Below are 13,980 nucleotides of genomic sequence, written 5' to 3'. Positions count from 1 at the left end.
TCTTCGCGAGATGCCACTTGTGCACACCTCTCACGGCGTGTCGCGCTCATAAGTGGCATCTCGCGGAGAGGCGAGCTCGGGAGCGCGGTGCAGAGTTCCCCTGTAAGGGGGGCACGGGGAGGGGCGCGGGTGGGGCATGCTGAGGCGTCCGCCGCGCCACCAGGAAGAAACGATGATGAGCCCCCGCCACCCGCACCTCCCGCCCGATCTGCCGGGTCGCGCCCGCCGGAACGCCCGCTCCGTCGATCCGCGTTCCGCCGTCCGCCGGCGGGCGGCCGCCCTGCCCGCCCTCCTCCGGTCCGCGGGCCGGCCGCAGGACAGCGTTCCCGCCGCCCCCGCCTCCGCGGACCGCAGCCCGTCCGGGCGCCGGCCGCTGCGGGCGGGATCGCTGCGGCTCACCCGCCTCCGCCTCACGCCGCTGCAGTGGGTCGTCGGCGGCGTCACCGCCTTCCTCGCCCTCGTCGCCTGGCTGACGGGCGGGCCCTGGTCGGCGCTGATGATGGTCGCCCTCGTCGTTCTGATCACGGCGGCCTACGGCGTGCTCCTGCGCCGGCCGACCTGGCTCGGACTGCCGCGCCGCCGCCGCGCCTCAGCGATGACGGGGGCCGCCGCGATGCTCGTGCTCGTCCTGAGCACCTCCGCGTTCGGATCCACGTCCGCGTCGGCACCGGCCGACGAGCAGGCCGTGGCGTCCGGGTCCGAGAGCCCGGCGTCGTTCGCCGCCGCTCCGACTCGCACGACCACGCCGGCGCCCACCCGCACGCCGACGCCAACCCCGACCCCGACCCCCACCGTCGTGATCACGACCGAGCAGGTCACCGAGACCGCCCCGATCGCCAGATCCGCCCGCACCGAGGACGACCCGAGCGCCGCGCAGGGCACGAGCACCGTCGTGGCGGGCGTCGACGGCGTGCTCACCCGCACCTTCGAGGTCGTCAAGCACGACGGCGTCGAGGTCTCCCGCGCGCAGTTGTCGGAGGCGGTCACCACTCCCGCCGTCGACGACGTCACCCGCGTCGGCACGCTGGCCCCGGCCCCCGCCCCGGTCACCGCGGCAGCCGACGCCGGCTGCCACCCCAGCTACGCCGGCGAGTGCGTCCCCATCGCCTCCGACGGCGACTGCGCCGCGGGCTCCGGCGACGGCCCCGTCTACATCCAGGGCCCGGTCACGGTCGTCGGCCCCGACAGCTACCGCCTGGACAACGACGGCGACGGCATCGCCTGCGACAAGTAACCCCCTCCCCCGCCGCGAGATGCCACTTGCGCACGCGACACGCCGTGTCGAGCGTGCACAAGTGGCATCTCGCGGCGGGGGGTCAGCTCAGGAGCGACCAGACCAGCGAGGCGAGCACGGCGCCGACCAGGGCGCCCGCGATCACCTGAGCGGGAGTGTGCGCGCCGAGGCGCACGCGCGACCAGCCGGTCCAGAGCGCGATCGGCACGGTGATCAGCAGCGACCACGGGCCGTAGGCGATCAGCACCACCACCGCGCAGGTCGCGACGACCGCCGCATGGCCCGACAGCTTCCAGCCCAGGTTGACGATCCCGATCACCGTGAGCACCGCCACCGTCACCACGCCGAACGTCGTCACCGCGGCCGGCGCGCCGAGCACGGCGAGCAGCACGAGCCCGACCACGATCGAGACCAGCGCGAGCCCGATCGGCAGGGCCCGCTCGCGGCGGTCCGGCACGTGGTGATCGCCGCGGATCCGCCCCGCGCGCATCAGCAGCCGCACCACGAGGTACGGCAGCACGCCCACGAACAGCGCCGCGAGTGCTCCCCAGGCCACGCCGAGCAGCGGCGGGTCCGCGACCCGCGCGCCCACGATCAGCGGGACGACCATCGCCAGCACCGGCGGCGCGAACGCCTCCGTCGCCACCCGCGCCGCGAGCGGCCCGCGTCCGCTCGTCGCGGTGTCGGCCGCAGGGCCCCCGAAGCGGCTCACGACTCGTCGACCGGCACGGGGCATTCCGACCGGCTCAGATCTTCTCGATGGGCGCGACCTTGATCAGCAGCTTCTTGGCGCCGACCTGGTCGAAGAGCACGTGCGCGACCCGCTTGCTGCCCTCGCCGGTGACCGCGTTCACGCGGCCCTCGCCGAAGTCGGTGTGCCGGATGCGGTCGCCCGCGATCAGCTCGAGGTCGCCGTTGTCGCGCACCATCCCGGTGATCCGATTGGGGAACTCGCCCTTCGCCTTCGGCGCCGCGGCGAGCGCCTGGCGGAACTCGGTGTTCGACTTCGAGCGGCCGAAGCCGGGCCGCTGCGCGTTGAGCGCCCGCGGCTGCGTGCCGCCGCGCGAGGTCGCCGCCCCCGGCGACTGGCGCCACTCGATCAGCTCGGCCGGGATCTCCTGGAGGAACCGGCTCGGCATCGCGACCGACGTCTCGCCGTACTGCGCGCGAGTCATCGCGAGCGAGAGGTAGAGCCGCTTGCGCGCGCGGGTGATGCCCACGTAGAACAGCCGCCGCTCCTCCGCCGGGCCGCCCGGCTCGTTCGCCGAGATGCGGTGCGGGAGCAGGTCCTCCTCGATGCCGGTGAGGAACACCGCGTCGTACTCGAGCCCCTTCGCGGTGTGCAGGGTCATCAGCGACACGGTCCCGGAGTCGTCGTCGAGGTCGTCCGCCGCGGCGACCAGCGACACCTCGGTGAGGAAGTCGACCAGACCGCCGTCGGGGTTGTTGCGCGCGAACTCCTTCGTCACGGCGATCAGCTCGTCGACGTTCTCGGCGCGCGCCTCGTCCTGCGGGTCGCGGCTGGCGCGGAGCATGTCGATGTAGCCGCTGCGGGAGAGCAGCGCCGACAGCACCTCGTGCACCTTCGCCTCGCCCTCGGGCCGCCCCGGGTCGAGCATCAGGGCGCACTCGTCGAGCAGCGTCGCGAGGTCGACGATCGCCTTCGTCACCTTCGGCCCCATGCCCAGCGACCCGGCGTTGCGCATCGCCTCGCGCAGGGTCACCGCGTTGGTGTCCGCGAAGGACTGCAGCTGCGCCTCCGTCGCCGGGCCGATGCCGCGCTTGGGCGTGTTCATGATCCGCCGCAGCGCCAGCACGTCGGCCGGGTTCGCGACCGTGATCAGGTACGCGAGCGCGTCCTTGATCTCGGCGCGCTCGTAGAACTTGGTGCCGCCGAGGATCCGGTAGGGCAGCGCCGAGCGGATGAAGATCTCCTCCAGCGCGCGGGTCTGCGCGTTGGTGCGGTAGAACACGGCGATCTCGTCGTAGCCGGTGCCGGCCGCGTGGATCCGGGCGATCTCGTCGACGACGAACTGCGCCTCGTCGTGGCCGGAGTACCCGGTGTAGCCGATGATCTTCTCGCCCTCGCCGCTGGCCGACCAGAGGTTCTTCGCGCGGCGGTCGAAGTTGTTCGAGATGACGGCGTTCGCCGCCGAGAGGATGTTCTGGGTGGAGCGGTAGTTCTGCTCGAGCAGGATCACCCGGCAGCCGGGGAAGTCGCGCTCGAATTCGACGATGTTGCGGATGTCCGCCCCGCGGAACGCGTAGATCGACTGGTCCGAGTCGCCGACGACCGTGAGCGAGGCGCCGGGGATCGAGCCGTCGGCCGTCACCGGGCCGCGGTAGGGCCGGTCGAAGGCGGCCGCCGCGATCGTCGCGGGCGGCACGGCCCGGGTCAGCTCGTGGATCAGCGAGTACTGCGCGTGGTTCGTGTCCTGGTACTCGTCGACCATCACGTGCCGGAAGCGGCGCTGGTACTTCGCCGCGACGTGCGGGAACGCGCGGAAGAGGTAGACCGTCTGCGCGATCAGGTCGTCGAAGTCGAAGGCGTTCGCGCTCTCGAGCGCACGCGAGTAGGCGCGGAAGACCTGGAGGAACATCTCCTCGTTCGGGTCGCTCATGTTCGCGGTCCGCGCGTAGGAGTCGACGTCGGCGAGCTCGTTCTTGAGCTTCGAGATCTTCGACGAGGCGCTCGCGACCGTGATGCCGAGCGAGTCCGCCTCGAGGTCCTTCACGATCCGCTTGAGCAGCGCCCGCTGGTCGCCCGAGTCGTAGATGGTGAACGAGGAGGTCATCCCGAAGTTCTCGGCCTCGCGCCGCAGGATCCGCACGCAGGCGGAGTGGAAGGTCGAGATCCACATCCCCTCGGCCGCCTGGCCGACGATCTTCTCGACGCGCTCGCGCATCTCGGCGGCGGCCTTGTTGGTGAAGGTGATCGCGAGGATCTGGCTGGGCCAGGCCTCGCCGCTCCCGAGCAGGCTCGCGATGCGCCGCGTCAGCACGCTGGTCTTGCCGGACCCGGCGCCCGCGACGATGAGCAGCGCGTCGCCGCGGTACTCGACCGCCTCGCGCTGCTGCGGGTTGAGTCCCGCCACGAGGCGCTCGTGCTCGGGGTCGGTGCGCGCGGAGTCGCCGGAGGGCCCGCCGGGCGCGCCGACGATGACCGGGGTGGCGCGGGAATCGCTCGGATCGAAGAGGAGGCTCATGACCCTCCGAGTGTAGATCGCGCCTCCGACACCCCGCCGCGGGACGCCGCGCGGTCGGGCTCCGATCAGGCGGCGCGCGGCCGCAGCACGGGCGCGGTGAGCGGCCCGCCGATGTCGAGCCCGCGCCAGGCCAACGCGAAGCCGACCACCGCGACGGTGGAGGTCGCCACCGCGAGCACCTGCAGCAGCACGAACGCCGTGAGGTCCTTGGTGTCATCGGGGTAGTACTGGATGCCCTGCACGGCTAGCGCCCCGAGCGTCAGCACGAGCACGATCGAGCAGACCAGCAGCACCCGCAGCACCGCCCGGCGCGGCGGCTTACGCGGCGCCCGCCCCACCTGCGCCCGCGTCGACAGCCAGGCGCAGGCCAGGGAGGCGGAGGCGAGACCGACCAGATCGGCGCCCAGCACATCGCTCGCGCGGTGCCAGGAGGCGGCCATCGTCAGATTCCCGACCAGCACCACCACGGCGCCGCCGATCGCCAGCACGACCGTGCGTCCGCGCCCCGGGACGACCATCGCCAGCGCGAAGACCACCGACACCGCCGCCGCGGTGTGCCCGCTCGGGAAGCTGCCGCCGGTGTACCAGGAGTCGGTCTCCACGAGCAGCGGCCGCTCGAGCACCACGTTCTTCAGCAGCTGCGTCAGCCCGGCCGTGACGACGATCGAGCCGACGGAGGCGAGCGCCAGCGCCGGACGCCGGCGGATCAGCGCGATCGCCGCGACCAGCAGCGCACCGCCGATCATCGACACCGGGGTGACGTCGGCGAGCGCACCCGCCGCGGTGCCGGTGGCCCGGCCGAAGACCAGGTCCGCGCCGCGCAGCCCGGAGTTCTCGGCCGCCTGCCCCTGCGGGGTGAGCACGGCGAGCCCGTAGACCACGGCGACCCCGAGCGCGGCGAGCACGGCGAACACGATCCAGCGGCGGGTGATGCGGGCGCGGGTCTTCACGGTCGGGCTCCTCTCGGGATGCGCGGGGCGGGGTCGGTCGGCACCGGCGGGGGCGCCGGGCGGCGGGGTCGTCGGCCCGATGATGCCAGCGGAGGCTCCCGGTCGCCTGCGCACTCGCCGGACCGCGCGATCGTGGTCAGCCGGCGGACCCCGCCCAGGCGTCGTCCTCGGCGGCGCGCGCCTCGATGGCCAGGTCGGGCTGGTCCGCGAACACCCCGTCGATCCCGGTGCGCAGGATCGCGCGGAACTCGTCCTGCCAGGCGCCGTACGCCTCCGGCTCGCGGCCGACGCGGTGCACCTTCTCGAGGAAGCGGTTCTCGGCGCGCAGCGTCCAGGTGTAGACCTGCAGGCCGACCGCGTGCGCGTCGGCCACCAGCGAGTTCGTTCCGACGGCCCGCCCGGCGCCGTCCCGCCCGAAGAGCATGCTCTTGTCGACGCTGACGCCGTCGACCGTTCCGGCGAGACCGCGCAGGCCCGCGGGGGTGACGAAGTCGGCGTAGGGCGTCGCCCGGGAGCCGTGGGCGGCGACGAGATCGGGCGGGGTGCCGCGGGACTCGATCAGGTAGACGCGCCGGGTGCCCACTCCGCGGACCGCGAGGCGCTCGAGGACGGTCTTCTCGAAGCTCTCGATCGTCAGCCGCGGATCGGTGCGCGCCCAGCCCGCCGCGGCCAGCTCCTGCTCGAGGAGGACGTCCAGCGGCAGACCCAGCGCATCGAAGTACGTGGCGTGCTTGATCTCGGCGACGAGCCCCGGCGGCGACGGGGGCGACTCCTCTCCCGCCCGGTCGAGCAGGGCGAGGAGATCGCTGAAGCGCAGGATCGGGAACTGCCCGTCGAAGGTGGCGCTCGAGGCGCGGACGGCCGGCAGCCGCTCCCGCGCGCGGAGCGTCGACAGCTCGGCCCAAGTGAAGTCCTCGGTGAACCAGCCCGTGATCTCCTTGCCGTCGACGCGCTTCGTCGTGCGGCGCTGCGCGAACTCGGGGCGACGTTCCACGTCAGTCGTGCCGGAGATCTCGTTCTCGTGCCGGAGCACCAGCACCCCGTCGCGCGAGGCGACGAGATCCGGCTCGACGGCGTCGGCGCCGAGCGCGATCGCCAGCTCGTAGGCCGATCTGGTGTGCTCCGGGCGGTAGCCGCTGGCCCCGCGGTGGCCGATGACGAGCGGGACGGGACGGGTCGGCATGCGGCGATCCTACGGGCGGCGGCAGGCGACTCCGGGCGGAACCGGGGCTCCCGCGAAGGGAATAGCCAGACTCTGAGAGATGTTCTCAGATACTGTGGACCTACCGCCTGCGGCCCGAGAGGGCAGCCGGTGGATCCCGCAGTCACAGCGACTCAGCTCCGCGAGTCCCGACGGATCCGTCCGTCACCGTCGAGCGCACCTGAGAGAAGAGGAACCATGGCAAGCAACAACCCGGCGTTCGGTCGTCCGGAGTTCAGCAACCGGGGCTACGCCGGCCGCGTGCAGGACGTCCCGGACGTGTCGCCCGGCACGCTCGACCAGATGTACAACCGTCCGGCCGCGGGCTCGGCCGACACCAACCGGATGACCGTCGAGGACACCCTCGCGAAGACGGCACTCGCCTTCGTCGTGCTCCTCGCGGGTGCCGCGGTGGGCTGGTTCGTCCCCGGGCTGATGCTGCCGGCCGTGCTCGTCGCGCTGGTCCTCGGCATCGTCAACGCCTTCAAGAAGGTGCCGTCGCCGGGCCTGATCCTCGGCTACGCGGCGTTCCAGGGCATCGGAGTCGGCGCGATCTCGCGCTTCTTCGAGAGCGCCTACGAGGGCGCGGTCGTCCAGGCCCTGCTCGCGACCGTCGTCGTGATCGGCGTCACCCTGGCGCTGTTCATGAACGGCAAGATCCGCACCTCGCCGAAGCTGAACAAGATCTTCTTCATCGGCATGATCAGCTACGCGGTCTTCTCGCTGGTCAACCTCGGCCTCGGCCTGTTCGGCGTCGGCGGCGGCTTCGGTCTCCGCACCGGCTTCATCGGCATCGTGATCGGCCTCATCGCCATCGCGCTCGCCACCTACTCCCTCGTGATGGACTTCGAGTTCATCCAGCAGGGCGTCCGCAACGGCGCCCCGCGCATCTACGGCTGGACGGGCGCCTACGGCATCCTCGTCACCGTCGTCTGGATGTACCTCGAGCTGCTGCGACTGATCTCGATCTTCCGCCAGTAGTCACCTCCCCTCCGGAGCGATCCGGACCGGCGCGACGGGCGCTCGACCTCACGGTCGGGCGCCCGTTCGTCGTTCTGCGGCCGGGCCGCGCAGCCCCGCCCGCCGCTTTTGAGACGATGGAGGAATGATGGCCGCCGCTCCGACCCGCATCGTCGGCCTCGACGTGGCCCGCGGTCTCGCCGTGCTCGGGATGTTCGCGGCGCACCTCGCCCCCGCCGAGCGCGAGATGATCTGGGACGGCCGCAGCGCCGTCCTCTTCGCCGTCCTCGCGGGCGTCTCGATCGGCCTGATGTCCGGCGGAGCGACCCGCTCGACCCGTCCGCTCCTGGACACCGCGTCGATCCTCCTGCGCGGCCTCTACCTGCTCGTGATCGGCCTGGGGCTGAACCTGCTCGGCACGCCGATCGCGGTGATCCTGCCGCACTACGGCCTGATGTTCGTCGTCGCGGCGCTGCTGATGTTCCTGCCGCGGGCGGTGCTCGCGGCCCTCGCCGCCGTCTCCGCCGTCGGCGGCCCCCTGCTCGTCGACCGGATCGTCACCGCCGGGAACGACTGGATCACGACGCTGTCCCCCGAGGACGCCCTGCTCGCGCGGATGCCGCTCACCTGGCTGACGCAGTACTACCCCGTGCCCTCCTGGCTCGCCTACGTGATGCTCGGGCTGCTGATCGCGCGCTGCGACATCCGCTCGGCCACGACGCAGCGCTGGCTCGTGATCGGCGGCGCGATCGCCGCGGTCCTCGGCTACGGTGTCGGCCTCGCCCTCGGCGGGCCGGAGAGCGTGGAGGCGCACTCGAGCACCACCGCCGAGATCGTCGGCGCCGGCGGTGTCGCGGCCGTCGCGATCGGAGCGCTCACCGCGCTCACCGCGCGCCTCGCCGTCGTCCGTGCGGTCACCGCGCCGCTCGCCGCGGTGGGGGCCATGCCGCTCACGGTCTACTCCGTGCAGCTCGTCGCGCTGGCGGTCTACCTGATCCCCTACGAGCCCTTCGACTTCGCCGCCTGGCAGAGCTGGACGCTGCTCGCGTCCTTCACGGTCGTCGCGGTGTTCGGCGCCCTGCTCTGGCGCCGCTTCGTCGGCCAGGGGCCGCTGGAGTGGCTGGTCGCGCGGACCTCGCTCCGGCCGCGCACCCGGGCCGCCCGCCCGGCGCTCGGCTAGGGTGATCCGATGATCACGCGACGCGAAGCCGCTCAGCGCCTCGACATCCCCGTCGAGATGGCGACGCGGCACGGGCTGCCCACGCGCCTCTCCGAGGAGGAGCTCGTCGCCCTGGAGCAGGATCCGCCCGCCTGGCTCGCCCAGTCGCGCGAGAACCGCACCGGGAAGCGCCCGGTCTGGGTGACCCTGGACTGCGCCATCTGCGGTCGCTCCGAGTCGGCCCGCCCGAAGAAGTGGTGGCCCGACTTCAGCTTCCTCGTCTGCGAGGACCACTCGCCCGACGCGTGGCCGCACCACCCCGAGGGACACCGCCGCGACGAGTACGACGGCATCGGCACCCGCTTCGTCGGCGTCCTCGACACCCCCGTCTGACCCGCCCGTCCCGCCTGCCCCCGTCCGATTCGCAGGCGATCCGGCCGCCCGTTCACGTCCGACGCGGGTGAGCGCGCTCTCGCGCCGGGATCACCTGCTCATCGGACCACCCGCCCACCACGACGAACGGGCCCCCGCAGGAGGCCCGTTCACGTACCGCGGTCGCGGCTACTCCCATTCGATGGTGCCCGGCGGCTTGGACGTCACATCGAGCACGACGCGGTTCACGCCGCTCACCTCGTTGGTGATGCGGTTGGAGATGCGGGCGAGCAGGTCGTAGGGCAGTCGCGTCCAGTCGGCCGTCATCGCGTCCTCGGAGGAGACGGGGCGCAGCACGATCGGGTGGCCGTAGGTGCGACCGTCGCCCTGGACGCCGACGGAGCGGACGTCGGCGAGCAGCACGACCGGGCACTGCCAGATCTCGCTGTCGAGGCCGGCGGCGGTGAGCTCGGCGCGGACGATCGCGTCGGCCTCCTGGAGCAGGTCGAGCCGCTCCTGGGTGACCTCGCCGACGATGCGGATGCCGAGGCCGGGGCCGGGGAACGGCTGGCGGCCGACGATCGTCTCGGGCAGCCCGAGCTCGCGGCCGATGGCGCGGACCTCGTCCTTGAAGAGGGTCCGCAGCGGCTCGACGAGCGCGAACTGCAGGTCCTCGGGGAGGCCGCCGACGTTGTGGTGCGACTTGATGTTCGCGGTGCCCGTACCGCCGCCCGACTCGACGACGTCGGGGTAGAGCGTGCCCTGCACGAGGAAGTCGATCGACGTGCCCTCGCCCTGCGCCTCGAGCACGAGCGCCTCGGCGGCGCCCTCGAAGGTGCGGATGAACTCGCGGCCGATGATCTTGCGCTTCTGCTCGGGGTCGCTGACGCCGGCGAGCGCGTCGAGGAACTGCTCGCGCGCGTCGACCGTCACCAGGCGCACACCCGTGGCGGCGACGTAGTCCTCCTCGACCTGGCGGCGCTCGTCCTTGCGCAGCAGGCCGTGGTCGACGAAGACGCAGACCAGCTGGTCGCCGACGGCGCGGTGCACGATCGCCGCGGCGACGGCGGAGTCGACGCCGCCGGACAGACCGCAGATGACGCGGCCGGTGCCGACCTGCTCGCGGATCAGCGCGACCTGGTCGTCGATGACGTTGGAAGAGTTCCAGTCCGCGGGGATGCCGGCGGCGCGGTGCAGGAAGTTCTCGATGACGGCCTGGCCGTGCGCCGAGTGCTTGACCTCGGGGTGCCACTGCACGCCGTAGAGGCGGCGCGCGTCGCTGCCGAACGCGGCGACGGCGGTCGAGCCGGTCGAGGCGAGCACGTCGAAGCCGGCGGGTGCCTTCGAGACCTGGTCGCCGTGGCTCATCCAGACCGTCTGGTCGACGGGCTGGTCGCCGAGGAGCACACCGCCGTCGGCCGTGACGGACGCGTCGGTCGCGCCGTACTCGCGGAGGCCCGTGTTCGCGACCTCGCCGCCGAGCGTCTTGGCCATCACCTGGAAGCCGTAGCAGATGCCCAGCACGGGGATGCCGAGGTCGAAGATGGCGGGGTCGAGCTGCGGCGCCCCCTCCTCGTACACGCTCGAGGGACCGCCGGACAGGATGATCCCGACCGGCGACTTGGCGGCGATCTCCGCGGCCGTCGTGCCGGACGGGACGATCTCGGAGTACACGTTCGCCTCGCGGACGCGCCGCGCGATCAGCTGCGCGTACTGGGCGCCGAAGTCGACGACGAGCACGGGCTGGGCGGCGAGGTGCGGCTGCGGGGCGGACTGCGGCGCGCTGGCGCCGGACTGCTCACTGATGGGGGGCCTCCACGGAGTCGGTCGGGGTCGTCGGCTCGAGGGCGGCGGTGCGCCGCTCGAGGTACTGCTCCACCTCGCGGGCGATGCGGGTCTCGACGAAGAAGGACAGGGTCGGCACGACGCCGCCGAGCGCGATGAGGACGAACCGCGAGAACGGCCAGCGCATCAGGCTCCACAGGCGGAAGTCGGCGAAGAGGTAGACGACGTAGAACCAGCCGTGCGCGATCAGGATGCCGGTGGACAGGTTCGCGCCCGTCCCGCTCGACTTCCACTCGCCGCCCGGCACCTCGTACATCGGGGCGAAGTGCGCGATCCCCTGCTGCCCGAAGACGAACAGCTCGAGGTGGAACACGTACTTCAGCAGCATCTCCGCGCAGAGCAGCAGGAGCATCACGCCGGTGATGATCGAGGTCACCCGGTAGAAGCGCAGCGCGCTCCGGATCGCAGGGAACTGCGCGGGCTTGGGCTCGAGGGGCATGGGGTCCAGTTTACGGGGCGGAGGCGGTGACCGGGCTCTGCGCGAGCTCGGCGGCCTCGAGGGCCTCCTCGGTCTCGCGCTCCCAGGCGTCGCGGACGAGGCGGAACCACAGGTAGAGCGCGAAGCCGGCGAAGACGACCCACTCGATCGCGTAGAAGACGTTGAGCCAGTTCAGCGAGACGTCGGTGACGCGGGCGGGCGAGTCGATCGCCTCGAGCCCGGAGACCGGCTGGTCGACGACGACGTAGCCCTGGTAGACATCCAGTGGCGGGTCCGGCCAGCGGTTGATCAGTGCCGGGATCGAGAGCGCGGTGAGGGTCATCGGATCGGTGCCCTCGGCGGGCACCTCGGCGGCCTCGTTCGCGACGAGGCGGCCGGTGAAGCCGGTCGGCGCCGCCTCCGCGCCGTCGTTCAGGCGCTCGGCGACGCTCCGCGCCTGCTCCTCGTCCGCGGTCCAGCCGTAGGCGACGACGAGGTCGGCGTCAGCGGTGCGGGTGCGCGCGATGACCCACCAGCCCGGCTGCTCGCCGTTCAGGCGCCCGCCGAGGATCTCGGCGCCGCCCGGGACGAACTCGGAGCTGCCCGCCACGCGCTGGCCGTCGGCGGTCGCGGTGATCGGGCGCGACGGGGCGGCGACCTCGTCGAGCGGCAGCACCGTCTCGGAGACGCCGGAGTCGGGCGCGGCGGCCTCTACCGCGCGTCCCACCTGCCACTGGCCGAGGGCCGCGAAGAGCCCCGCGATGACGAGGGCCAGGGCCAGGGCCGCGAGCCAGCGCGGTCGCCGGGCGACCTGCCAGACCGTGCTCTGCGGCGGGGCGCTCTGCGTCATGCGTTCCTCGTTCGGGGCGGATCCGCTCGGCGGCGGCGGACCGCTGAAGCCTAGCCAACCAGGGTGGGAGGACCCTCGGATCGCTGCCCCTCCTGCTGGTCGAGCAGCCCCGCAGGAGCGTCTCCCCTGCTGGCCGGCAGCGCCGCAGGAGCGTCTCCCATGCTGGTCGAGTAGCCCCGCAGGGGCATATCGAGACCCACCGCCATCAGCACGGCGGGCCTGCAGACACGTCCTGCTGATCGAAGTGGATCTCGATACGCCCGCTCCGCGGGCTACTCGATCAGCAGGGGACATCCCATCGTTCACGGACTCCGCGCAGGGGACCGAAGTCGCCGGATCAGTAGTCGGGCTCGCGCGGGCGCCGCGGCCGGTCGGAGTCGATGCCGTCGGACTGCTGCATCGCCTGGTCGATGAGGGCCTGCCGCATCGGGTCCGGGAACTCGTCGTCCAGCTCGTCGGGCTCGACGGGTCGGCGCGGGCGGGGAGCAGGCTCGGCGACCGGCGCCTCGGCGGGGTCGGCCGCCGGACGCTCGTCCGCCGCCCCGTCCGCCATCGCCGCCTCGACCAGGGCGAAGTCCTCCTCCGCCATCGCGCTGCGGGTGGCCGGCTTCGGCCGGTGCCGCCGCCGCGAGAGGAACTGCCCGATGCTCTCCGAGCGCGACGCGAGGATCGGGCCGACGATCGCCATGATCAGCACGTAGAGACCCGCGAACGGCTGGATCCGCTCGTCGAGCCCCGCCGAGAGCGAGAGCGTCGCGAGGATCAGCGCGAACTCGCCGCGGTTGTGCAGGATGAACGCCGCGTTCAGCCCGGCGCGCGGACCCAGCTTGTTCAGCCAGGCGACGAACTGGCCGGCGCCGAGGTTGAGCACGATCGTCATCACCGCGGCGGCGATCACCGGCAGCACGACGTCGGGGAACGCCCCGGGGTCGAGGCCGAGGCCGAAGTTCACGAAGAAGAAGGCGCCGAACACGTCGCGGAGCGGGATCGCGATCCGCTCGACCCGCGCGCGGAAGCGGGTGGCGCCGATCACCAGGCCGATCAGGAACGCGCCGATCGCGTCGGTGACGCCGAGCACCTCGCCGATCCCGCCGAAGAGGATCGCGAGACCGAAGAAGAGGATCGTGAACAGCTCGTCGTCGCGGGTGCGGAAGAACCGGGAGACCACCCGGCCGCCCCAGCGCGCGATCGCGAACATCACCACGAGGAACGCGAACGCGATGACCAGCTTCAGGACGACCGGCCACGGCTCCGTCTCGCCCGAGAGCACGACCGACACGATCGCCAGGTAGACCGCGATGAAGATGTCCTCCACGACGGTCACGCCGAGGATCATCGGCGTCTCCGGGTTGGCGAGGCGCTTGAGCTCGATCAGCAGCTTCGTCACGATCGCGCTCGAGCTCGTCGCCGTGATGCCCGCGATGATCAGCGCCTCGCGGCTGCCCCAGCCCAGCACGAATCCGAAGGCCAGGCCGGCCGCCATGTTGACGGCGATGTAGGAGCCGCCGGAGAGGATCAGCCGCGCCGCGTTGCCGTAGAACTCGTCCTGATCGAACTCCAGGCCGAGGTTGAACAGCAGCAGGATCAGCCCGAAGACCGCCGTCAGCTCGATGTAGGACGACTCGAAGTCGAGCGGGAACAGGTGGAAGTTCGGGCTCGCGAGCAGGCCGACGACCATGTAGATCGGGATGGCCGGAAGGCCGATCGTGCGCCCCAGCCGCCCGAGGACGTAGGCGACGACGAACAGGACACCGAGGACGATGAGGTCTTCGCCGTGGTGCATCC

12 protein-coding genes are annotated in these 13,980 nt (G+C 72.2%); 4 read left to right on the top strand and 8 right to left on the bottom strand.

Annotated features, from left to right (window positions below; genetic code table 11):
• The first annotated feature begins 172 nt into the window (after positions 1-172).
• On the top strand, positions 173-1,234 hold the full coding sequence (locus tag EDF45_RS21690) for a G5 domain-containing protein (RefSeq protein ID WP_260311762.1): 1,062 nt from the start codon (positions 173-175) through the stop codon (positions 1,232-1,234).
• An 82-nt stretch (positions 1,235-1,316) separates the two neighbouring features.
• Here EDF45_RS21690 and EDF45_RS04170 read toward each other — a convergent pair whose 3' ends face one another.
• The 4 genes from EDF45_RS04170 to EDF45_RS04155 all read right to left on the bottom strand — a co-directional run bounded on the left by EDF45_RS04170 (position 1,317) and on the right by EDF45_RS04155 (position 6,573).
• The gene (locus tag EDF45_RS04170; protein ID WP_123735063.1) at positions 1,317-1,946 is read right to left on the bottom strand and encodes a phosphatase PAP2 family protein; all 630 of its coding nucleotides are present in this window, start codon (positions 1,944-1,946) and stop codon (positions 1,317-1,319) included.
• Positions 1,947-1,980: 34 nt separating this feature from the next.
• Entirely contained in the window at positions 1,981-4,440 is a 2,460-nt protein-coding gene (locus EDF45_RS04165) for an ATP-dependent helicase (RefSeq protein WP_123735062.1), read from the bottom strand.
• Between the two features lie 65 nt (positions 4,441-4,505).
• A complete protein-coding gene (locus tag EDF45_RS04160; RefSeq protein WP_123735061.1) occupies positions 4,506-5,390 on the bottom strand; it encodes a phosphatase PAP2 family protein in 885 nt (294 codons plus the stop codon).
• A 136-nt stretch (positions 5,391-5,526) separates the two neighbouring features.
• Complete coding sequence (locus EDF45_RS04155; RefSeq protein ID WP_123735060.1) at positions 5,527-6,573, bottom strand: glycerophosphodiester phosphodiesterase family protein; 1,047 nt, start codon at positions 6,571-6,573, stop codon at positions 5,527-5,529.
• 216 nt (positions 6,574-6,789) lie between these two features.
• Here EDF45_RS04155 and EDF45_RS04150 point away from each other — a divergent pair, with 216 nt between their 5' ends.
• From EDF45_RS04150 to EDF45_RS04140, 3 genes are all read left to right on the top strand, one after another.
• Complete coding sequence (locus EDF45_RS04150) at positions 6,790-7,572, top strand: Bax inhibitor-1/YccA family protein (RefSeq protein WP_123735059.1); 783 nt, start codon at positions 6,790-6,792, stop codon at positions 7,570-7,572.
• A 124-nt stretch (positions 7,573-7,696) separates the two neighbouring features.
• Entirely contained in the window at positions 7,697-8,731 is a 1,035-nt protein-coding gene (locus EDF45_RS04145) for a DUF418 domain-containing protein (protein ID WP_123735058.1), read from the top strand.
• 9 nt (positions 8,732-8,740) lie between these two features.
• Complete coding sequence (locus EDF45_RS04140; protein ID WP_123445101.1) at positions 8,741-9,103, top strand: hypothetical protein; 363 nt, start codon at positions 8,741-8,743, stop codon at positions 9,101-9,103.
• A gap of 168 nt (positions 9,104-9,271) precedes the next feature.
• On the opposite strand, the gene guaA is transcribed toward EDF45_RS04140, so the two are convergent.
• From guaA to EDF45_RS04120, 4 genes are all read right to left on the bottom strand, one after another.
• Positions 9,272-10,822, bottom strand: a complete 1,551-nt coding sequence (gene guaA / locus EDF45_RS04135; protein WP_221181081.1) for a glutamine-hydrolyzing GMP synthase — start codon at positions 10,820-10,822, stop codon at positions 9,272-9,274.
• 58 nt (positions 10,823-10,880) lie between these two features.
• A complete protein-coding gene (locus EDF45_RS04130; RefSeq protein ID WP_123445099.1) occupies positions 10,881-11,366 on the bottom strand; it encodes a DUF3817 domain-containing protein in 486 nt (161 codons plus the stop codon).
• Positions 11,367-11,376: 10 nt separating this feature from the next.
• Positions 11,377-12,195, bottom strand: coding sequence for an SURF1 family protein (locus tag EDF45_RS04125; RefSeq protein WP_185020080.1), 819 nt, complete (start codon positions 12,193-12,195; stop codon positions 11,377-11,379).
• 337 nt (positions 12,196-12,532) lie between these two features.
• Positions 12,533-13,978, bottom strand: a complete 1,446-nt coding sequence (locus EDF45_RS04120; protein WP_123445097.1) for a cation:proton antiporter — start codon at positions 13,976-13,978, stop codon at positions 12,533-12,535.
• Positions 13,979-13,980 lie beyond the last annotated feature (2 nt).

Origin of the sequence: Rathayibacter sp. PhB186, assembly GCF_003751825.1 — a bacterium.
GTDB classification, from domain to species: domain Bacteria; phylum Actinomycetota; class Actinomycetes; order Actinomycetales; family Microbacteriaceae; genus Rathayibacter; species Rathayibacter festucae.
Note: the sequence above shows the minus strand (reverse complement) of the source record. Positions and strands in the feature narration are given on the sequence as shown.